Origin of the sequence: Kitasatospora sp. MAA4 (genome assembly GCF_029893355.1) — a bacterium.
Lineage (GTDB): Bacteria > Actinomycetota > Actinomycetes > Streptomycetales > Streptomycetaceae > Kitasatospora.
In genome coordinates this window covers 96341-115135 of sequence record NZ_JARZAI010000019.1, presented here as the reverse complement: position 1 = coordinate 115135, position 18795 = coordinate 96341, and the positions used below count along the sequence as shown (strand labels likewise).

At 73.3% G+C, this 18795-nt stretch carries 18 protein-coding genes; 12 read left to right on the top strand and 6 right to left on the bottom strand.

The window, feature by feature from the left end:
* Window positions 1–13 precede the first annotated feature (13 nt).
* Both P3T37_RS24770 and P3T37_RS24765 read right to left on the bottom strand, forming a co-directional pair.
* On the bottom strand, window positions 14–1852 hold the full coding sequence (locus P3T37_RS24770; protein WP_280726034.1) for a GMC family oxidoreductase: 1839 nt from the start codon (window positions 1850–1852) through the stop codon (window positions 14–16).
* A gap of 20 nt (window positions 1853–1872) precedes the next feature.
* Window positions 1873–2286 carry a hypothetical protein gene (locus P3T37_RS24765; protein ID WP_280726086.1) on the bottom strand — a complete coding sequence of 138 codons (414 nt, stop codon included), beginning with the start codon at window positions 2284–2286 and terminating at the stop codon, window positions 1873–1875.
* A 297-nt stretch (window positions 2287–2583) separates the two neighbouring features.
* Here P3T37_RS24765 and P3T37_RS24760 point away from each other — a divergent pair, with 297 nt between their 5' ends.
* Complete coding sequence (locus P3T37_RS24760; protein ID WP_280726033.1) at window positions 2584–3423, top strand: SURF1 family protein; 840 nt, start codon at window positions 2584–2586, stop codon at window positions 3421–3423.
* A 24-nt stretch (window positions 3424–3447) separates the two neighbouring features.
* On the opposite strand, the gene P3T37_RS24755 is transcribed toward P3T37_RS24760, so the two are convergent.
* Entirely contained in the window at window positions 3448–4179 is a 732-nt protein-coding gene (locus P3T37_RS24755; RefSeq protein WP_280726032.1) for a cupin domain-containing protein, read from the bottom strand.
* Between the two features lie 389 nt (window positions 4180–4568).
* On the opposite strand from P3T37_RS24755, the gene P3T37_RS24750 reads away from it, so the two are divergent.
* The 10 genes from P3T37_RS24750 to P3T37_RS24705 all read left to right on the top strand — a co-directional run bounded on the left by P3T37_RS24750 (window position 4569) and on the right by P3T37_RS24705 (window position 14999).
* Window positions 4569–5750 (top strand): hypothetical protein, encoded by a 1182-nt coding sequence (locus P3T37_RS24750; protein WP_280726031.1) that lies wholly within the window; start codon window positions 4569–4571, stop codon window positions 5748–5750.
* Window positions 5751–5890: 140 nt separating this feature from the next.
* The gene (locus tag P3T37_RS24745; protein WP_280726030.1) at window positions 5891–7156 is read left to right on the top strand and encodes a sedoheptulose 7-phosphate cyclase; all 1266 of its coding nucleotides are present in this window, start codon (window positions 5891–5893) and stop codon (window positions 7154–7156) included.
* Between the two features lie 46 nt (window positions 7157–7202).
* On the top strand, window positions 7203–7982 hold the full coding sequence (locus tag P3T37_RS24740; protein WP_280726029.1) for a cupin domain-containing protein: 780 nt from the start codon (window positions 7203–7205) through the stop codon (window positions 7980–7982).
* Window positions 7979–8389: a hypothetical protein gene (locus tag P3T37_RS24735; RefSeq protein WP_280726028.1), complete on the top strand. Its 411-nt coding sequence runs from the start codon at window positions 7979–7981 to the stop codon at window positions 8387–8389. Before P3T37_RS24740 ends, P3T37_RS24735 begins: the two co-directional genes overlap by 4 nt.
* Window positions 8386–8943, top strand: coding sequence for a VOC family protein (locus tag P3T37_RS24730; RefSeq protein WP_280726026.1), 558 nt, complete (start codon window positions 8386–8388; stop codon window positions 8941–8943). The genes P3T37_RS24735 and P3T37_RS24730 overlap by 4 nt, the downstream gene beginning before the upstream one ends.
* Complete coding sequence (locus P3T37_RS24725; protein WP_280726025.1) at window positions 8940–10508, top strand: GMC family oxidoreductase; 1569 nt, start codon at window positions 8940–8942, stop codon at window positions 10506–10508. Before P3T37_RS24730 ends, P3T37_RS24725 begins: the two co-directional genes overlap by 4 nt.
* A gap of 28 nt (window positions 10509–10536) precedes the next feature.
* Window positions 10537–11649 carry an NAD(P)-dependent alcohol dehydrogenase gene (locus tag P3T37_RS24720; protein ID WP_280726024.1) on the top strand — a complete coding sequence of 371 codons (1113 nt, stop codon included), beginning with the start codon at window positions 10537–10539 and terminating at the stop codon, window positions 11647–11649.
* Window positions 11650–11693: 44 nt separating this feature from the next.
* Window positions 11694–12398 carry a response regulator transcription factor gene (locus P3T37_RS24715; protein WP_280726023.1) on the top strand — a complete coding sequence of 235 codons (705 nt, stop codon included), beginning with the start codon at window positions 11694–11696 and terminating at the stop codon, window positions 12396–12398.
* A 146-nt stretch (window positions 12399–12544) separates the two neighbouring features.
* Window positions 12545–14710 carry a histidine kinase gene (locus P3T37_RS24710; RefSeq protein ID WP_280726022.1) on the top strand — a complete coding sequence of 722 codons (2166 nt, stop codon included), beginning with the start codon at window positions 12545–12547 and terminating at the stop codon, window positions 14708–14710.
* Between the two features lie 100 nt (window positions 14711–14810).
* Complete coding sequence (locus tag P3T37_RS24705) at window positions 14811–14999, top strand: hypothetical protein (protein ID WP_280726021.1); 189 nt, start codon at window positions 14811–14813, stop codon at window positions 14997–14999.
* A gap of 130 nt (window positions 15000–15129) precedes the next feature.
* On the opposite strand, the gene P3T37_RS24700 is transcribed toward P3T37_RS24705, so the two are convergent.
* Window positions 15130–16446, bottom strand: a complete 1317-nt coding sequence (locus P3T37_RS24700; protein ID WP_280726020.1) for an amino acid permease — start codon at window positions 16444–16446, stop codon at window positions 15130–15132.
* Between the two features lie 6 nt (window positions 16447–16452).
* Between P3T37_RS24700 and P3T37_RS24695 the strand changes: the two genes are divergently transcribed.
* Window positions 16453–16620 (top strand): hypothetical protein, encoded by a 168-nt coding sequence (locus P3T37_RS24695; RefSeq protein ID WP_280726019.1) that lies wholly within the window; start codon window positions 16453–16455, stop codon window positions 16618–16620.
* A 115-nt stretch (window positions 16621–16735) separates the two neighbouring features.
* Here the strand turns inward: P3T37_RS24695 and P3T37_RS24690 are convergent, their stop codons facing one another.
* Both P3T37_RS24690 and P3T37_RS24685 read right to left on the bottom strand, forming a co-directional pair.
* Window positions 16736–17416 carry a response regulator transcription factor gene (locus P3T37_RS24690; RefSeq protein WP_280726018.1) on the bottom strand — a complete coding sequence of 227 codons (681 nt, stop codon included), beginning with the start codon at window positions 17414–17416 and terminating at the stop codon, window positions 16736–16738.
* A complete protein-coding gene (locus tag P3T37_RS24685; RefSeq protein ID WP_280726017.1) occupies window positions 17413–18687 on the bottom strand; it encodes a sensor histidine kinase in 1275 nt (424 codons plus the stop codon). Before P3T37_RS24685 ends, P3T37_RS24690 begins: the two co-directional genes overlap by 4 nt.
* Window positions 18688–18795: the final 108 nt, after the last annotated feature.

Below are 18795 nucleotides of genomic sequence, written 5' to 3'. Positions count from 1 at the left end.
CAGTGATGACTCCTCAGCGGGGTTGGGTCCGGGCGGGCAGGGTGCCCAGTACTGCCGGGTGGTGACGTTCCGTCAGATCTCGGTGGATCTGCTCGCAACTGTGCAGCGCGAGGGCCGCCATCGTGAGCGAGGGGTTGGAGGTGCCGACCGACGGCATGCTGCCGCAGCCCACCGCGTACAGGCCCGGGTGGTCCCAGCAGCGCTGCCAGCGGTCGACCACCGAGTCGGACGGCGAGTCGCCCATGATGTGCGTCCCCGCACCGTGGCCCGCGCCGCGGAACGCGAACGGCGCGCCCTGGTACTCGAAGTAGCCCGGCATGCCGGGGCCTGGCCGGAAGGACGTGTGGTCCTCGGCGCCGAGCAGGGCGAAGATCTGGTCGGAGACGGCCCTGGCCGTCGCCATCCCGCGCTTGACGTAGTCGGAGAGCCCGTAGGTCAGCACCGGGCGCGGGTTGCCGAGCGGGTCGCGGCGGGAGTGGTCCAGGGTGACCCGGTTCGCGGGGTCGGCCTCCTGCTCCATCTCGAACTGGAGGGCGACCTGGCGGCCGATCCGGTCCCGCACGGACTGCCGCAGCTCCTTGCCGAACAGCCCCACGTCACCGCTGTTCAGCAGCTCCGCGACGTCGGCGTCCACCGGCCCGACGGCCCACCCCCAGCCCCAGTTGCCGATCTCGATCCGGAACGGCGCCCGGTGCGCGCGGGCCGGGCCGAACCGGAAGCCCTCGATGCCGGAGGTGGAGCCCGGGCCGCGGTACGGCCCGACCTGCTCGGGCATCAGGCCCCAGGTGACCAGCACCGGGTGGTCCATCAGGTTCCGGCCCAGCTGGTCACTGCTGTTGGCGAGGCCGCCGGCGAGCAGCAGCCGGGCGTTCTCGACGGCGTGCGCGGCCAGCACGACGACGTCCGCATGCACGGTGTGCCGGGTGTGCCGAGGCGAGGCCGGATCCCGGTACGCCTGGTACTCGACGCCGGTGGCCCGGCCGTTGGCGTCCACCAGCACCCGGTTCACCACCGCCCGGGTGCGCAGCGTCACGCCGGAGGGCCAGCGGGCCTGCGTGGTCAGCGGCGTGTACTTGGCACCGGTCGGGCAGACCGGGATGCAGCTCGCGCTGCCCATGCACGCGGAGCGCCCGGCGGCGACAGCCGCCGCGTCCGCGCCGGTCGGCGACGTGACGCGCGCGGAGGGGGTGCCGACCACGCGCAACTCGACGGGCTGCTCCGGGCCCGGGCCGCCGTTCGGGTCGACCGCGGACCGGCCGTCCAGCGCCGCCGCCACCAGCTGGTCCAGGTGGCTGGGCGGCACCGGGCGCATCGGGAAGACGTACCCGTCCGGGAGCGGCAGCCCGACCCGCTCGCGCTGCTCGTCCACGTCGGCGGCCACCCCGAGTTCGCGCTCGGCGGCCCGGTAGTACGGCTCCAGCTCGTGGTAGCCGATCGGCCAGCTGCGGCCGCGGCCGAACTCGCCGGTGCGGAAGTCCTCGGGATGCATCCGCGGGGTGAGGCCCGTCCAGGCCAGTCCGCTGCCGCCGTTGGCGCGCAGATAGCCGCTGGCGTACGGGAGTTCACCGTTCTGCAGGAAATGCCCGGTGGCCCGGTAGCCGCCCTCGACCTGGCCCGCGAGGTCCAGGACGTCCGGCGAGGCCACCACCGCGTTGGGCGCGAGCGCCGAGCCGGGGACCTTGGCGACGGCGGTGCGGTAGGCGTCCAGCTGCTCCTGGACCGGCTGTTCGGTCCCGGCCTCCAGCACCAGCACCCGCCACCCGAGCCCGGCCAGCCGCCCGGCGGCCAGCGACCCGGCGAAGCCGGCGCCGACCACCACCGCGTCGTACCGCTCGCCCGTCTGCTCCGCCACCGACTGATCCGGGATGCCGCTCACCGCCCCGCCCCCTGCGGCGGCCGGGCCCAACTACCCGGCCCTGGACCGGGCGTACCCGGCGCCTGCCCGTCGATGGTCCGCCACACCAGCCCCTGCGCGGCCGACCGCGCCGAGGCCACGAACGCCTGCTCCGGCCCGATCCCCGGCCAGACCCCCAGGTACCACAGGTGCGCGACCGCCCGAGCCGCCTCGCGCAGCCCCTCGTCCGCCAACTCCGCCGGCTCCAGGCGGTCGAGGGCATCCGCCAGCCGCTCGTACCGCTCGGCCCCGAGCTGCTGCGACACCACCCACAGATACTCCGCGGCCACCCCCGCCGCCCCCAACTCCCCCGCATCGAAGCCGGTCAGCTTCACCGACAGCTCGACGAACCGCTCGACATCCCGCCCCTCGACCGGGACCAGCCCGCCCATCACGCCCACCCGCCGAGCACCCCGACAGCAACAGTCCACATCCTCGGCCCGCCTCCCGTCTGCCCGCACGCCGACCGGGCCCACCCCCGGTATCAGGCCGATCCCTTCCTCGACCGTGCACAGACCATGCGCGATGATCGAATTCGATCGAACTTGCCTGATCTTCGACTGTTTCCCTTCGTTCTCGTCTCGCGGAGAGAGCGCAGGGCCGGGAGCAGCGGTGGGGGCAGCGGTGGGGCTGTCGGGGATCGGAGGTACCTTCTTGTGGTGTTCCGCATCCTGCTCACAAGGCGGTGGGTGATCCTGACCCTCGTCTTCCTCGCGCTCATTCCCGCCATGTCATGGCTGGGCCTCTGGCAGTTTCACCGCTACCAGCAGACCAACCGGCAGAACGGGAGCATCAACGCCAGCCTGTCGGCGCCGGCGGTGGCCATGGACGCCATCTCCAAGCCCGGTGGCACCGTGCCCGGCGACCTGACGTACCGCACCGTCACCGCGTCGGGGCACTACGACACCGCGCACGAGTTCGTGGTCCGGCAGCGTACCGACGCGTCCGGCGACGACATGGGGTTCTACGTGGTGACACCGCTGGTCACCGCGGAGGGCGAGACGGTGCTGGTGAACCGGGGCTGGGTCGCACCGCCCAGTGGCGGTGGCGCGGCCGACTACCCGCCGGTGCCGCCCGCGCCGTCCGGGGAGATCACGGTGACCGGGCGGCTGCGGCCGGACGAGACCAGCGCCTCGACCGGGATCCACCAGCGCGGCGGGATGCCCGACCGCCAGTTCATGCTGATCAACAGCGGCGAGCAGGCCACCCGGCTGGCCGAACCCGTGGTCGCGGGGTACCTGGAGCTGACCGCGACCAGCCCGACCCCGCCGGCCGCCGACGAGGCCGAGTTGGTGCCGGGCCCCAGCGCGTCCAACAACAGTCAGTCGGGCGACGACGCTGTGGTCGGCAAGGGCGTGCACCTGCCGTACGCCGTCCAGTGGTGGCTGTTCGGCGCGATGATCCCGGTCGGCTGGTGGATCCTGCTGCGTCGGGACATCCGCGAGGCGCGCGAGAAGGCCGCGGAGGCGGTCGCGGGGGCCGGCGGCGAGCCGGTGCCGACCGCGCCCGAGCCCGCGTCCCAGTCCTGACCGGCGCATTCGGCCGGACAGGCCCTAACCGGCAAGCGTGGTGGGGACGGCGCTCAGCAGGCGCTGGCGGGCGTCGGCCGGCTGCTGGGCGCCGATCTCGCGGACCACGAACGAGAGGTGGATCGACAGTCCCTCGCTGCCGGTCGCCGCGCGGGCGAAACCGCGCGGGACGTAGAGCAGTCGTCCCAGGGTGAGTTCGGTCTCCAGCTGGGCGGCGCCCTGGCTCGCGCCGGCGAGGTCGGGTTCGAGGTACCAGCCGCGGGCGCCGTTGAGCTGGACGATCAGTACGTCGGCCTCGTCGCGCTGCGGGTCGCGGCACGGGGTCCCGGAGGCCGTCGCGGACAGGTAGGCCTCCACCTCGCGGCCGAGCAGGCGCGCCAGGCGGTCGGTGATCGCGGACACGTCGGCATTCCACTGGTCGATCCGGGGCAGCAGAACGGTGTGCCCGTCCTCCAGCAGCCGAATGAGCGCCATCGGGTCCGCGACCTGTGCGGTGGAATCCACCGCCGATTTCACCGAATGTATTCCGCGGATCTTTCCCGGACGGCAGAAATCCCGGGTAGGCAGCATTTCCCGGCCCCGCAGGACCGCCACCTGCCCGGCGCGCAGGCCGCTGGCGAACAGGGTCCGGCACCAGGAGAGATCCAGGACCGGCCCGCACCAGGGCGCGGTGAGCACCGTCGGCGTGCCGGACCACTGGCCCCGCAGCTCGCCGCAGAGGGCGTCGAGCCAGACCGCGGGCCGGTTGTCCTCCATGAGTGGATCCCTCTCTCCTGATCGCCGCGCCGCGCATCGGTCCGGGCGGTCGACGGATTTTCCGAGGCCCGGCAGCAGTTGCTGATTCCTCATCATTCTGACCTCACCGCGGACCGTTCAAGGCCGTTTCCGTTGCCCGTTCGGGCACCGATCGGTGCCCGCCGAAACCTTGCCCGCAGAATTCCCGTGCGGGGGCGGGGTCGGGGATGACAGGTCGGGGCTCAGGGCCGGCTGGTGGGGGCTCAGGGGCCGGGGTGTGGGGGCTCAGGGCCGGGGGGTCGGTGGCCCTTGGGACGGGTCGGGTCCGCAGACTCATGCGTCCGGGATCACGGAACGCCCAAGGTGGCCAGGTACGCCATGCCGTCCGCCACCGGCCCGGGAGTGTTCCGATGCCCGATTCCGCCGCACCGTCCGAGCTCGACCGCGAGGTCCGGATCGGGCCCTGCCACTTCCCGGTCCGGATCCGCGCCGGGCGCGCCGGGCGGACCGCCCGGGAGGAGCTGTCCCGGGCGTTCGCCGCGTTGGGCGCCCGCCGGTTCCTGGTGATCACCGAGGGCCGCGCACCGCTCGGGCTCCGGGCCGACGACCCGCTTGGCGATGCCCTCGCCGAGGTGCTCGCCGCTCTGGAGTCGACGGAGTCCGTGCGGGCGCCTGCGCCCACGCCCGAGCTGGCGCCCGTGCCGACGCGCGTTCCTGCGCCCGTTCCTGCGCCCGTTCCTGCGCCCGCTCGTGGCACCGCGGTGGTCGCGGTCGGCGGCAGCCGGTTACTGCGAGCGGCGGCGCAGGCGGCCGGGGCGGCGCCGCTGGTGCTCGTCCCGACCACGCTGACGGCGATGTGCGACGCCGCCGTGGCCGTCCACTGGGATGCCGACGCCGGCTGCTTCCGGGCCCCGGCGCTGGTCTGGAGCCGACCGGGCCTGCTGCGGGCGGCGCCGGCCGAGCGGTCCGGCCTGTACCCGCTGCTGCGCAACGTGCTGGCGGTCTGCCCGTACCACTTCGACTCGGTGGCCGCGCGGCTGCGCGCCGCCGGCCGGTACGAGCCGGCGACGCTGGCCGGGTTCGTCGCGCTCTGCGTGGACGCCCGGAGCGCCGTGCTGGACGACGATCCGCTCGGGCGCGGCCGGGGTGCCGTCCTGGAGTACGGCACTCCGCTCGCCCGGGCCGCCGGCGCGCCGCCCGAGCTGGGGCTGCTCGTCGCAGGGCGGCTGGCAGGCCGGCTCGGGCTGCTGGACGCCGACGGCCGACGCGCCCACCGGGAGCTGCTGGCCCGGGCGGGTCTGCCCACGGCAGTCCTGCCCGGACACCGGGCGACCGGTCCCGGCGCGCCGGAGTGGGTGCGGGACCTGGAGGCGGGTCTGGAGCTGGTGCTGCTGGACGCCCTGGGACAGCCGCACTGCACGAACGGCAGCCTGCTCACCCCGGTCCGCGCGGCCGACCTGCGCGCGGTCCTGCCCTGGACCCAGGCTCCGGCCCAGGCCCAGGCCCAGGGCCAGGGCCAGGGCCAGGGCCCGTTGCCCGCCGCGATCCCGCTCGCCCGGGTCACCGTGGCCGTGGCCCAGGCGATGGGGTGACCCGGGGCCCGGGCCGCGGTTGGGACAGGGAGGAGGTCGTCCTCCCGTGCACCTGGGACGTCGGGATCGCGACTGTGGTCACCAGAACCACCGCACCGCACCGCACCGCACCGCACCGCACCGCACCGAGGGAGTCTCCCGTGATACCCGAGCAAACCACCGTCGCCCCGACCGAGCAGCGCGGCCACGGCCTCTTCACCACCGGCTCGCCGGTCACCTCCTGGACGGTCCGTACCGCCCTGCCGGTCGACTACCGGGTGCGGTTCGCCCCGCGGCTACTCGCCCCGGACAACCCGGCGCTGGCCACCGCAGGGCTGCCCGCAGGGCCCGGCCGGCAACGCAGGAAGCGCCTGCTGCTGGTGGTCGAGGCCCGCGTGCACGAGCTGTACGGCGAGCGCATCCACGCCTACTGCGAGGCCCAGCGGCTCGACTGGTCGTGCTGCATCCTGCTCGCCCATGAGCGGGTCAAGACCATGGAGTCGGTGTTCCAGGTGGTCGAGCAGCTGGACCGGTTCGGCCTGGCCCGGCGCGGTGAGCCGGTGATCGCGATCGGCGGCGGCGTGCTGACCGACATCGTCGGCCTGGCCTGCAGCCTGTACCGGCGCAGCACGCCGTTCGTCCGGGTCCCCACCACCCTGATCGGCCTGGTCGACGCGGGTGTGGGAGCGAAGACCGGCGTGAACTACGGCCGGCAGAAGAACCGTCTGGGCAGCTATCACCCGGCCGTCGAAACGCTGCTCGATCCGTCGTTCCTGGCCACCCTGGATACCCGGCACCTGAGCAACGGGCTGGCGGAGATCCTCAAGATCGCGCTGATCAAGGACCGCCGCCTCTTCGAGACCCTCGACCTGCACGGCGAGCGGCTGCTCGCCGAGCGGTTCCGCACACCGGGCGGCACGGCCGGCGAGGGCGGCACGGGCGCCGAAGTACTGGCGCGGGCCGTGCACGGAATGCTTCAGGAGCTTCAACCCAACCTCTGGGAAAAGGAGTTGGAACGTGCGATGGACTACGGTCACTCCTTCAGTCCGACCCTGGAGATGCGCGCGCTGCCCGAGCTGCTGCACGGCGAGGCGGTCTGCGTCGACATGGCGCTGACCACCGTGCTCGCCCGGCGGAGGGGACTGCTCGACGCCGCGCAGTGCGCCCGAATCCTGTCCCTGATGCGGCGACTGGGCCTGCCTATCCACCACCGCCTGCTGGAGCCCGGGCTGTTGAGCGACGCACTCGCCGACACAGTCCGGCACCGCGACGGCCGCCAGCGGCTGCCGCTGCCGGTGGGCATCGGCTCCGGCTGCTTCGTCGACGACCTGACCGCACACGAACTCGCGCTCGCCTCGGCCGACTTGAAGGAGATCGCCGATCCGACCACGACCACGGCCACGGCCACGGCCCGCGAAGCTGCCTGAGCACCCCTGGAAGGGCAGCCCAAGAAGCCAGCCAAGGAGGCACACCATGCGACGCGCCGTCATCGTCGCCAGCACCCGGGGTCCCGCCGACGTCCACGGCGTCCACGGCACCGAAGGGTTGACGCACTGGACGTGCCTGGCCCGCCGCCCTGGACTGCTCGGCGGCTGGGAGGCCGTCGAGTGGGCCTGCCTGCCGCCCGGCGCGGTCAGCGGCGAGCACCTGCACACCCGCACCGAGGAGGTCTACGTCCTGCTCTCCGGCCGGGGCGAGATCTCCCTGGACGGACGCACCGTCCGCGTCGAGGCCGGCGACGTGGTTCTCACCGGCCTCGGCACCCGCCACGGCCTGCGCAACACCGGACCCGAACCCCTGGAATGGCTGGTGATCGAGATGACCGCCGTCAAGCTCCCCGCACAGCACCCCACCCACCCCACCCACCCCAGCTACCCCAGCTACCCGGCCGGCCCCGCACCAGTGATGCGCAGCACGGTCGTCACCAACCTGCGCAGGGTGGGATCGATCGATCCGAGTGTGGTCCTCTCCGGACCGCTGCGCCGACTGCGGATCGTCCGACTGCGGCCCGGCGAGCGCGCGGAACTTGCCGCCGACGCAGTCGAACACACCGCCTTCGTCACCGCCGGCGGCGGCCGGGCCGCGCCCGGCGGCGCGCAGACCGGCGAACTGCGGGTCCCGCTCGCCCCCGGCACCGCGCTCACCCTGCCCCTGGGCACCGGCGCCGTCCTGACCGCCGGGCCGGACGGACTGGAGTACCTGCACGCCGTGCTGGCGGTACCAGGCGCGGCGGAAGGAGGCGGAGCATCGTGATTGTCACCGACACCGCCCGGCCGACCGTCCTGGTCGGCCCGGGTACCCACCGGATCAGGATCCGCTGCCTGGCCCGCCGGGGCATGCTGCACAGCGAGTGCGAGGCCTTCGAGCACATCCGGCTCAGCCCGGCGGCCTGCTACGACCTGACCGGCCGCGACGGCACCGAGGCCGCCTGGTACGTGCTGCGCGGCCCGGTCGCCCTGCTCGACGACTCCGTCCGCGGCGGCAGCCGGCGCACCCTCGTCGAGGGCGACCTGGTGCTCGCCCCGCACGGCCGGGAGGTCCACCTGCACGGCGGCCCGCTCGGCGCCGAGCTGCTCTGCCTGACCGTCCTGCCGGACACCGTCAGCAGCCGACTCCCCTCCCGCAGACCCGATCTGAGCAACCGAGGAGCGACCCCATGACCCCCCGCACCGGCCCGCTGGTCGGCGCCGTTCACCACGTCGCCTACACCGTGCCCGACCTCGAACAGGCCATCACCTTCTTCACTGAAGCACTCGGCGCCGAACTCGCCTACCGTGCCGGGCCGATCAGCGACCCGGACGGCGACTGGACGACCCGCCACCTCGGCGTTCACCCCCGGGCCGTCGTGCGGCTCGCCATGCTCCGGCTCGGCCCTGCCGTCAACCTGGAACTCTTCGAGTACGCCGTCCCCGACCAGCGCCGCGCACTGCCGCTCAACAGCGACTGGGGCGGCCACCATCTCGCCCTGTGGACCGAGGACATCGACGCCGCGGTCGCGCAACTGGCGGCCCGCCCGGGAGTCCGGGTGCTCGGCGGGATCGACACCGTCACCGACGGGCCGATCGCCGGGGCGCGCTGGGTCTACCTCACCACACCCTGGGGGATGCAGCTGGAACTCGTCCATTTTCCTGACGAGTTGCCCTTCCAGGAGACCACCGCGGTCCGGCTCTTCGATCCGCGCCGACTCAACCAGCAGCAAGGAGTGCGGAGATGACCGACATCTGGGCCACCGGTGCGCCGCCCGTGGTCGGTTCCGCGGACGACCGCTACGACGCCGACGTGGTGATCATCGGCTCCGGGGCCGGCGGGGCGACCACCGCGTGGGCGCTGGCCGGCAGCGGTGCCCGGGTGCTGGTACTGGAACGCGGCGGCTTCCTGCCGCGCGAGCCGGAGAACTGGTCCGCCCGGGCCGTCTTCGGCGAGCGCCGCTACCACAACGCCGAGCCCTGGCGGACGGCCGATCGCACGGGCGCCCTCGGCCGGCCGTTCGACTCCACCGCGCACTACTACGTCGGCGGCACCACCAAGGTCTACGGCGCCGGCCTGCCGCGGCTGCGCGAGGACGACTTCGGCCCGGTCGAACACCTCCAGGGCACCTCTCCCGCATGGCCGTTCGACTACCATGCGCTGGAGCCCTACTACGCCGAGGCCGAACGCCTCTTCCGCGTCCACGGCGGGGACGGCCACGTCGGCGACCCCACCGCCGGACCTCGCTCCGGCCCGTTCCCACACCCACCCGTCCCGCACGAACCCTATGTCGCCGACCTCGAACTGCGGCTCCGCGCCCAGGGGCTGCACCCCTACCCGCTGGAGCTCGGGATCGACCTGGGCCCCGGGCGAACCTGCCGCCGGTGCGGCACCTGCGACGCGTTCCCGTGTCAGGTGGGCGCCAAAAGCGACGCCGAGACCCGCGCGCTGCGCCCCGCCCTGCGCAGCGGCACGGTCCGCCTGCTCACCGGCAGTTACGCCACCCGGCTGGACACCGATCCGGCCGGCCGCGCCGTCACCGCCGTCCAGGTACAGCGCGGCGGGCGGCCCACCACCGTCCGGGCCGGCGCCGTGGTGGTCTCCTGCGGGGCCGTCAACTCGGCTGCCCTTCTGCTGCGTTCGCGCAGTCCGTCCCATCCGGACGGGCTGGCCAACGGCTCCGGCCTGGTCGGCCGCAACCTGATGCTGCACAACAACAGCGTGCTCCTCGCGGTCGACCCGCGCCGCCGCAACCCCGTCACCTTCCAGAAGACACTGGCTCTCAACGACTTCTACCGGTCCGGCCCGCACGGCGCCTTCCCGCTCGGCAACCTGCAGTTGATGGGCAAGATCGGCCCGGCCATGCTGCCCGGCACGGTCCCGTGGCGACTGCGCGGCGCCGTCAGCGCGCACAGCCTGGACTGGTGGGTGATGTCCGAGGACCTCCCCGACCCGCGCAACCGGGTCACCCTGGCGCCGGACGGCGGGATCGTCCTGCACCGCGAGGCCACCAACCTGCGCGCCCACCGCGGCCTGCTGCGCGCCGCCCGACGGATGCTGCACCGAGCCGGCTACCCCCTGGTGCTGTCGCACCGCCTGGGCATCGAGGCCACCGGCCACCAGTGCGGCACGGTGGTGGCCGGCCAGGACCCGGCGCGCTCGGTGCTGGATCCGTACTGCCGCAGCCACCAGGTGCGGAACCTGTTCGTGGTGGACGCCGGCTTCTTCCCGTCCTCCGCCGCCGTCAATCCCACCCTCACCATCGTCGCGCAGGCCCTGCGCACGGCCCGCCAGGGCGCCCTGCTGCCCTGACGGCCCCTCCAGAAAGGCCACCACTGCCATGCCCACCGCCACCGCCGCCGTCGCCCGCGCCCCGGGGCTGCCCTTCACGCTCGAAGAGATCCGGGTCGCCGAGCCGCGCCCGCACGAGGTCCTGCTCCGGGTGCGCGCCGTCGGCATCTGCCACACCGACCTGAGCGTGCGGGCCGGCCACACCCCGTTCCCGCTGCCGGGCGTGCTCGGCCACGAGGCGGTCGGCACGGTTGTCGGCGTCGGCGGCGCGGTCACCGCCACTGCCCCCGGCGACACCGTCGTGGCGACCTTCGACTCCTGCGGCGACTGCTCGCCCTGCCGCGAGGGTCGGCCTGTCCAGTGCGCACACTGGCCCGCACTGAACCTCTTCGGCGGGCGGCGACTGGACGGCTCGCCCACCCTGTGGGGCGGCGACGGGCAGCCGCTGAACGGGCACTTCTTCGGCCAGTCCTCGTTCGCCACCCTCGCCCTCGCCTCCGACCGCAACGTGGTCCCGGTGCCCTCCGAGCTGCCCGCGCAGGCGCTCGCGGGGTTCGGCTGCGGCGTGCAGACCGGCGCCGGCGCGGTCCTGAACGTGCTGCGACCCGAACCCGGCCACACGCTGGCGGTCTTCGGGGCCGGCGCGGTGGGCCTGTCAGCCGTGCTGGCCGCCCGGCTGACCGCCGCCACCCGGATCGTCGCGGTGGATCTGCACCCGGGACGCCTCGACCTCGCCCGGCGACTGGGCGCCACCGAGGTGATCGACGCACACGAGGCCGACCCGGTCGCCGCGCTGGCCGAACTGACGGGCGGGCGCGGCGCCGAGCGCACCCTGGAGACCAGCGGCGACGTCCGGGCTTTGCGGCAGGCAGTCGCCGCGCTCGCCGTCGGCGGGATGTGCGGGGTGGTCGGCGCACCACCGGCCGGGACCGAGGTCGGCCTCGACGTGCCCCAACTGCTGGACCGGGGACCGCGGATCGTCGGCATCAACCAGGGTGCGAGCCTGCCGCAGCGGTTCCTCCCGGCGCTGGTCGAGCTCTACCGGTCCGGCCGCCTGCCGGTGGACGAACTGGTGCGCACCTTCCCCTTCGAGCAGATCGAGCAGGCCGCGCGGGAGGCGCGTTCCGGACGGGCCGTCAAGCCCGTGCTACTGATCGACTGAGGTCAGCGGTAAGTCATCGAGCAGTTACTGATAGTGTTCAACTCGTGGATGAGCAGCCTGAAGACAGCCGGGGACACAGCCCGGACGGCCGCCCGGCCGACACCCTCGTGCGGGTCCTGATCGTCGACGACCACCCGCTCTTCCGGGAGGGCCTGCGGGCCGCACTGGAGACCGATCCGGGGGTCCGGGTGGTGGCCGAGGCGCAGACCGCGGGCGCCGTGCCGGACGCCGTCGCGGGGCACCGCCCGAACGTCGTCATCATGGACCTCAACCTGCCGGACGCCTCCGGCCTCGAGGCCACCCGCCGCCTCGCCGCGCAGTGCCCGGACTCGCCCGTCCTGATGCTCACGATGGCCGACGACGACGGCAGCCTGCTGGCCGCGCTGCAGGCCGGCGCCCGCGGCTACCTGGTCAAGGGCGCCGGGCGCCAGGAAGTCCTGCATGCGGTACGGACGGTGGCGGCCGGCGGGGCGGTGTTCGGTTCGGACGTCGCAGCTCGGATCACCACGCTGCTGGCGGGCAGCCGGCTGCACGACGCCGGCCAGCTCTTCCCCTCCCTGACCGCGCGCGAGTGCGAGGTGCTCGACCTGGTGGCGCGCGGCCTGGACAACCACCGGATCGCGCGCGAGCTGGTGGTCGCCGAGAAGACCGTCCGCAACCACGTCACGCACATCTTCGAGAAGCTCAACGTGGCCAGCCGCGCCGAAGCCGTCGCCCGGGCCCGCGACATGGGTCTCGGCGACAGCTAGGCCCCACTGGTCCGCAACTGGTCCCGCAGCCCCACCGGTCCCGCACGAGAGCGCGCCGAGGACAGGACGCACGGCTCATGCGACCGGGACACGAGGCCGCCGAGGATGGCAGGCGTCACCAGGGACGGGTACCCGAGGAGGGCCGGATGCGCACAGCCACCAGCACACCCGAGGGCTCGGCGCCCACCGCCGCGCCACCCGCAGCCCGAACCGCCACCCGGGCCGGCCCGAGCACCTCCGGGCTCGCCACCGCCTACGGCCTCTGCGGCCTGACCCTGTTCTGCGCGCTCGGCTGGGTGGCCCTCGCGCTCACCCATCTGGACGATCACGCGCACAACCGGGACATCGCGTTCGACCGCACCAACATCCTGCTCGGCCTCGGCTTCGCGCTGTCAGGGCTGTTCATCCTGGCGCACCACTCCGGCCGTTCGCTGGGCCGGACGCTGCTGGCCGCCGGGTTCGCCACCTGCCTGTCCCGCTTCCTGCTGTTCACCCTCGCGGTCACCGGCGCGGGCCGGGCCGGCGGCGCACTGGGCGGGGCCGTCCTGGTGCTGAGCGAAACGCTCCTGCTCTTCGTGATGTACGCGGTGGCGCTCTGGTTCCCCGACGGGCGGCTGCCGCGCGGCTGGGGCCCCTGGTACGCGGGCGCCCTGCTGCTCTGGAGCGCCGTCCAGTCCTACGACGGGCACGCGACGGCCCCCGACTGGTACGGGCTGCCGAGCCCGTTCGTGCAAGGCGGCTGGGCGAGGGCCGCGACCGGGCTCTCCAACGCGCTGGACTCCCGGATCCTCTGGATCGCCTCCGGGCTGCTGCTGTTCAACCTGGTGGTCGCCGCCGTGCGGTGGCGCCGCTCGCCGACCGTGCGCCCACACCAGGGCGTGGTACTGCTGCCCTACCTGGCCTGGCTGGTCCTGGTGCTCTTCGGCGAGCGGCTGGGCCTCAGCATCCCCGTGCTGGACGTCCTCGCCACGCTCACCGCCGCCCTGTGGCCGCTCGCGCTCTGCTACGCCTTCGCCCGGGACCGCTCCTGGTCGCTGGACCGCACCACCCGGCGGGTGCTCACCAGCTTCCTGCTGACCGGGGCGCTGATCTTCGGCTACTTCCTGCTCGCCCTGGAGCTGCCCCACCTGCTGCCCGGCGCCTCCGGCGCCGACGCGCAGCTGATGGCGGGCTGCGCGCTGGTCGTCGGCATCCTGGTGCGCCCCAGCGCGGGCGTCATCAACCGGGCCGTCGAGCGCTTCTTCTACGGCGAGCGCGCCCATCCCTACAAGGTGGTCCGCGCGCTGGCCGAGCACCTCGGCCGGGCCGTCGACCCGGGCGACGCGCCGCCGCTGCTCTGCGACACCGTCGTCCGCACGCTCGGCCTGCCCGGCGCCCGGGTGGTCGTGCACACCCGCAGCGGGTCGCGTGAACTGGCGCTGCTCGGCCGGGCCGGGCCGGAGAGCGAGGTCTTCCCCCTCATCTACGAGGGTCTGGAGATCGGCGAGCTGTACGCCCCGCCGCGCTCCGGTGAACTCGCGCTGGACCGCCAGGACCAGGTCGTCCTGCGCTTCCTGGCCGACCAGGCCGCCCCCTCGATCGCCTGCCTGCGCCTCTCCGAGGACCTGCAGGCCAGCCGCCGGCGGCTCGTGCTGGCCCGCGAGGAGGAGCGGCGACGGCTGCGCCACGATCTGCACGACGGCCTCGGCCCGACGCTCTCCGGCCTGCGCCTGCAGGTCGACGCCACCGGCAGCAGCCTGCCCGCCGGCTCCGCCGCCCGCGCCTCGCTGCTCGCCGCAGCCGAGGGCATCGGTCAGGCCATCGACGAGCTGCGCCGGATCACCGACGGCATGGCCCCTGCCGAACTGGTCCGGGTCGGCCTGGCCGACGCGCTGCGCCAGCTGGCCGGGCGACTGGACGGCGGGCGGCTGCGGGTCGCCGTCGAGCTGGCGCCGGACCCGCTGCCGCCGCTGCCGGCCGCCGTGGAGGTCGCCGTCTACCGGATCGCCGGCGAGGCCCTGAACAACGTGCTGCGCCACTCCGGCGCCGGACGCGCCAGGCTGGTCCTGCGGGTCGGGCCGGAGGAGGTCACCGTGGAGGCCCGGGACGACGGCGCCGGGTTCCCCGACCACCGCCCGAGCTCCGGTGTCGGGCTGCTCTCGATGGCCGAGCGCGCCGAGGAGCTGGGCGGCCGGTTCTCCATCGCGAACGACGCCCGGGGCACGGTGGTCAGCGCGGTCTTCCCCCGCCTCACCGAGCCGCTGACCCACCGACCACCGACCACCGCACCGGTCCCAGAAGGTCCCAGGAGAAACAGGACCGCTGGCTCATGACTCCGGGACACGGCAAGCGCGAAAGTCGAACTGTCGCCCGAAGCGACCGGTCACCGCGGCCCAGCCTCACTGAACCGCCACCGAAGCAAGGAGACCTGAGATGACAGCCACCAGCCAGAACCCCTCCGGCCCGGCTTCACCCTCGACCGACGATCCCGCGGCGGGTACGCCCGACCCGCAGCGCAAGGACGCCCCGGCCGTCGAGGAGGAGGGGCCCGCGAGCTGCTCACCGCCCGGGTGGCGATGCGTGCAGCCCGAACCGGCGGCACCCGCCGGCACCGGTAAGTGACGGCCCTGCAATGACGGCCCTGCAATGACGGCGGTGCAATGACAGCCCTGCGGTGACCGCCCCGGTCCATTCCTGCGGACCGGGGCGGTCACCGATCAGCGGTCACCGATCAGCGGTCGCCCGTCAGCCGCTACCCCGCCGCGGCGGCCTTGCGCCGGCGGTCGACGATCGCGGCGGCCGCCAGCACCACGGCAGCGGCCACCAGCGAGAGGATCATCTGGATCCGCCCGTCGTGGTCGGTGAACATGTAGCCGACCACGAAGCCGATCAGGCCGATGGTCGCCCAGGTCAGGTAGGGGTAGAGCCACATCCGCACGGTCAGCCGCTCCGGGGCCTCGCGCTCGATGATCTTCCGCATCCGCAGCTGCGAGAAGCAGATCACCAGCCAGACGAAGAGCGCCACCGCACCCGAGGAGTTCAGCAGGAACTGGAAGACCGTGCCCGGCGAGGTGTAGTTGAAGAAGACCGCCAGGAAGCCGAAGACCACCGACGAGAGGATCGCCGTACGCGGTACCCCGCGCGAGCTGACCGAGGCGAACGCCTTCGGCGCGTCCCCGCGCTGCCCCAGCGAGAAGGCCATCCGGGAGGCCGTGTACAGGCCGGAGTTGAGGCAGGACAGCACGGCCGTCAGGACGATCACGTTCATCACCTGCGCGGCGCCCGGGATCCCGACATGCTCAAGGACCGCGACGTACGGGCTGCCGAGCAGCTTGGCGGAGTCCCACGGCAGCAGCGTCACGACGATGGCGATCGATCCCAGGTAGAAGATGCCGATGCGCCAGATCACGCTGTTGGTGGCCCCCTTGACCGCCTTCTCCGGGTCGGCCGACTCGCCGGCGGCCAAGGTGACGATCTCGCTGCCCATGAACGCGAAGACCACCGTCAGCATGCCGTGGAACACCGCGCCGACGCCGTGCGGCAGAAAGCCGCCGTGGCCGGTCAGATTGGTCGTGCCGACCGCGTGCGTGCCGGGCAGCAGCCCGAACACCGCCAGCACGCCGATCACGATGAAGGCGGCGATCGCCACCACCTTGATGCCCGCGAACCAGAACTCGAACTCCCCGTACGAAGCGACCGAGAAGAGGTTGGTGGCGGTCAGCACCGCCATCACGATCAGCGCGAACGCCCACTGCGGGACGCCCGGGATCCACCCGTTGAGGATCTTCGCCCCCGCGGTCGCCTCCACCGCCAGCACCACGACCCAGAAGAACCAGTACAGCCAGCCGATGGTGAACCCGGCCCACCGCCCGAGCGCGCGATCCGCGTACGCGGAGAACGAGCCGCTCTGCGGGTCCGCCGCGGCCATCTCCCCGAGCATCCGCATGACCATCACGACCAGCACGCCGGCCAGCGCGTAGGAGAGCAGGATCCCCGGCCCGGTGGCCGCGATTCCGGCACCCGAGCCGACGAACAGTCCGGCACCGATCACGCCGCCGATCGCGATCATCGAGAGATGACGGTTCTTCAGTCCCGCCTGCAACTTCCCGCCGGCTGCCGCTTCGTGAACGGCCCGATCCGGGACGGTTTCGGAACTGGAGCTGGTATCCGTGGTCATGGCCTTCTGCTGACCTTCCTGCGTGACGGCAATGGCAACGCCAGGAAAGATAGCCCGAATACCTGAATTCCGTAAACCTCTCGATGAATACCGGCCACCCTACTGATGAGTTAACTATTCCCCGGCGACGGAATACTTGAGCATTATTTGAGGAACGGAAAGCATCGCGGCTTTCCCGCGCTCAGCTCGGCAGCGTCACCAAGCCCGTCTCGTACGCGAGGATGACCAGCTGCACGCGGTCGCGGGCGCCGAGCTTGGAGAGCAGCCGCGTCACGTACGTCTTCACGGTGGCCATGCTGATGACCAGTTCGGCGGCGATCTCGGTGTTGGACAGACCGCGCCCGACGAGAGTGAGGATCTCCCGCTCCCGGTCGGTGATGCCGCCGATCCGCGCCGCCGAGGAGGCGGACGCGCCGGAGGCGGGCTCGCGCCGTCCCGCGAACTCGGCGAACTCGGCGATCAGTCGGCGGGTGACACTCGGCGCGATCAGGGCGTCCCCGGCCGCGACCACCCGGATCGCGGCGAGGATGTCGTCCAGCGCCATGTCCTTGACGAGGAATCCGGAGGCACCCGCCCGCAGCGCGGCGTAGACGTAGTCGTCGTCGTCGAAGGTGGTGAGCACCACGACGCGCGCGTCTCCCGGGCCTGCGGTGACCAGGCGGGTGGCCTCGATGCCGTCCATGCCGGGCATCCGGATGTCCATCACCACCACGTCGGCATGCAGCTCCTCGGTCAGCCGGACCGCCTCGGCGCCGTTCGCGGCCTCCCCGACGACCTCCAGGTCCGACGTTTCGGCGATGACCATCTCCAATGCGGCCCGGACCAGCGGCTGGTCGTCGGCCAGTACGACGCGGACGGTCATCGCGCCCCTCCCCCCACAGCTCCCGCAACAGGTCCCACCGAAGATCCCGCAACAACTCCCGCCGCAGATCCCGCCAGAGGCAGCCGGGCCACGACGCGGAAGCCGCCGTCGGGCCGGGGCGCGGCGCCGAACTCGCCGTGCAGCAGGGCGACCCGCTCGCGCAGCCCCGCGAGGCCGTAGCCGCTGCCGAGGGTGCTGCCGCGCCCGCGCCCCCGATCGGTGATCTCGATGGCCACCTCGTCCGGTTCCCGGCAGTCGATGGACACCACGCAGGAGCCGGCGCCGGCATGGCGCACCACGTTGGTGACCGACTCCTGGATGATCCGGAAGGCCGCCAGGTCGATCTCCGGCAGCAGCGGCCGTCGCTCGCCGTGCCAGCGGACGTCGACCCGCACACCGGCGGCCGTCGTCGCGGCGGTCAGTCGGTCGAGGTCCGCCAGGCCTGACATGTGGTGCAGCGCGGTCACCTCCGCACCCGCGTTCTGGTCGGCCTGGCGCAGGGCGCCGAGCATCCGGCGCAGCCCCGCCAGCGTCTCCCGCCCGGCGGCCTCGATCTCGGTCAACGCCTCGCGCGCCCGGTCCGGTCGGCTGTCGATGACCCGCCGCGCCGCACCGGCCTGAAGGGCGACGATGCCGATGCTGTGCGCCACCGTGTCGTGCATCTCGCGCGCGATCCGCAGCCGTTCGGCGGTGACCGCCTGCTCGGCCGCCTGGGCGCCCAAGGTCTCGGCGTGCTCGCGGGACTGGCGTATCGAGCGGCCGACCAGCCAGGCGATGAGGGCCACCAGCAGGCCGCCGTCCGAGGCGCCGATGGTGGTGCCGGTGTAGAACAGGCCGCCGCCCATCTCGGACAGGCCGGCCAGGTGGCTGAAGAGAACGCCGAGCACCATGGCCGCGGCGGCGCGCGAGGTCCGGCGCGGGCAGCCGGCCGTGATCAGGCAGAGCGCGACATCAACCGCCAGCAGTGCGGTCGGCGGAAGCTGGACGTTCGCGCGCCACGCCTGCGTCTCCGCGGTCGTGGCGGCGATCAGCAGACCGGTCGCCACCAGCGGCCTGCGGCGCAGCAGTGCGGCGGCGGCGAGGACGACCAGCGTGGCGAGGGCAGTGGTCGCCCACTCCCGATGGCCCTGGTAGGGCGGGAGCACCGGCGGGTGGTCCGGTCGGGCGCCGAGCACGACGCAGGGGTACGCGACCGAGGTGCACCAGGCCAGGACCGTCCAGGCGCCCGGTGGCACGCGTTTGATCAGGGGCAGGGTCGGTGTCGCGGACATGCGGTGATCGTAGCCAGCCGCTCGCGTGCGGGCATCGGACCACGGTTGTACAACCAGGGTCGACGGGCCCGACGACCGAGTGTCAGTTCTGGTCCGATGCCCGGCCCG

Excerpts from the sequence above, each read along its gene's own strand:
- P3T37_RS24720 (WP_280726024.1), top strand. The coding sequence starts at position 10,537 with ATGCCCACCGCCACCGCCGCCGTCGCCCGCGCCCCGGGGCTGCCCTTC.
- P3T37_RS24765 (WP_280726086.1), bottom strand. The coding sequence starts at position 2,286 with ATGGGCGGGCTGGTCCCGGTCGAGGGGCGGGATGTCGAGCGGTTCGTC.
- P3T37_RS24710 (WP_280726022.1), top strand. The coding sequence starts at position 12,545 with ATGCGCACAGCCACCAGCACACCCGAGGGCTCGGCGCCCACCGCCGCG.
- P3T37_RS24740 (WP_280726029.1), top strand. The coding sequence starts at position 7,203 with ATGCGACGCGCCGTCATCGTCGCCAGCACCCGGGGTCCCGCCGACGTC.
- P3T37_RS24750 (WP_280726031.1), top strand. The coding sequence starts at position 4,569 with ATGCCCGATTCCGCCGCACCGTCCGAGCTCGACCGCGAGGTCCGGATC.
- P3T37_RS24755 (WP_280726032.1), bottom strand. The coding sequence starts at position 4,179 with ATGGAGGACAACCGGCCCGCGGTCTGGCTCGACGCCCTCTGCGGCGAG.
- P3T37_RS24700 (WP_280726020.1), bottom strand. The coding sequence starts at position 16,446 with ATGATCGCGATCGGCGGCGTGATCGGTGCCGGACTGTTCGTCGGCTCG.
- P3T37_RS24690 (WP_280726018.1), bottom strand. The coding sequence starts at position 17,416 with ATGACCGTCCGCGTCGTACTGGCCGACGACCAGCCGCTGGTCCGGGCC.
- P3T37_RS24730 (WP_280726026.1), top strand. The coding sequence starts at position 8,386 with ATGACCCCCCGCACCGGCCCGCTGGTCGGCGCCGTTCACCACGTCGCC.
- P3T37_RS24705 (WP_280726021.1), top strand. The coding sequence starts at position 14,811 with ATGACAGCCACCAGCCAGAACCCCTCCGGCCCGGCTTCACCCTCGACC.
- P3T37_RS24695 (WP_280726019.1), top strand. The coding sequence starts at position 16,453 with ATGACGGTTCTTCAGTCCCGCCTGCAACTTCCCGCCGGCTGCCGCTTC.
- P3T37_RS24725 (WP_280726025.1), top strand. The coding sequence starts at position 8,940 with ATGACCGACATCTGGGCCACCGGTGCGCCGCCCGTGGTCGGTTCCGCG.
- P3T37_RS24685 (WP_280726017.1), bottom strand. The coding sequence starts at position 18,687 with ATGTCCGCGACACCGACCCTGCCCCTGATCAAACGCGTGCCACCGGGC.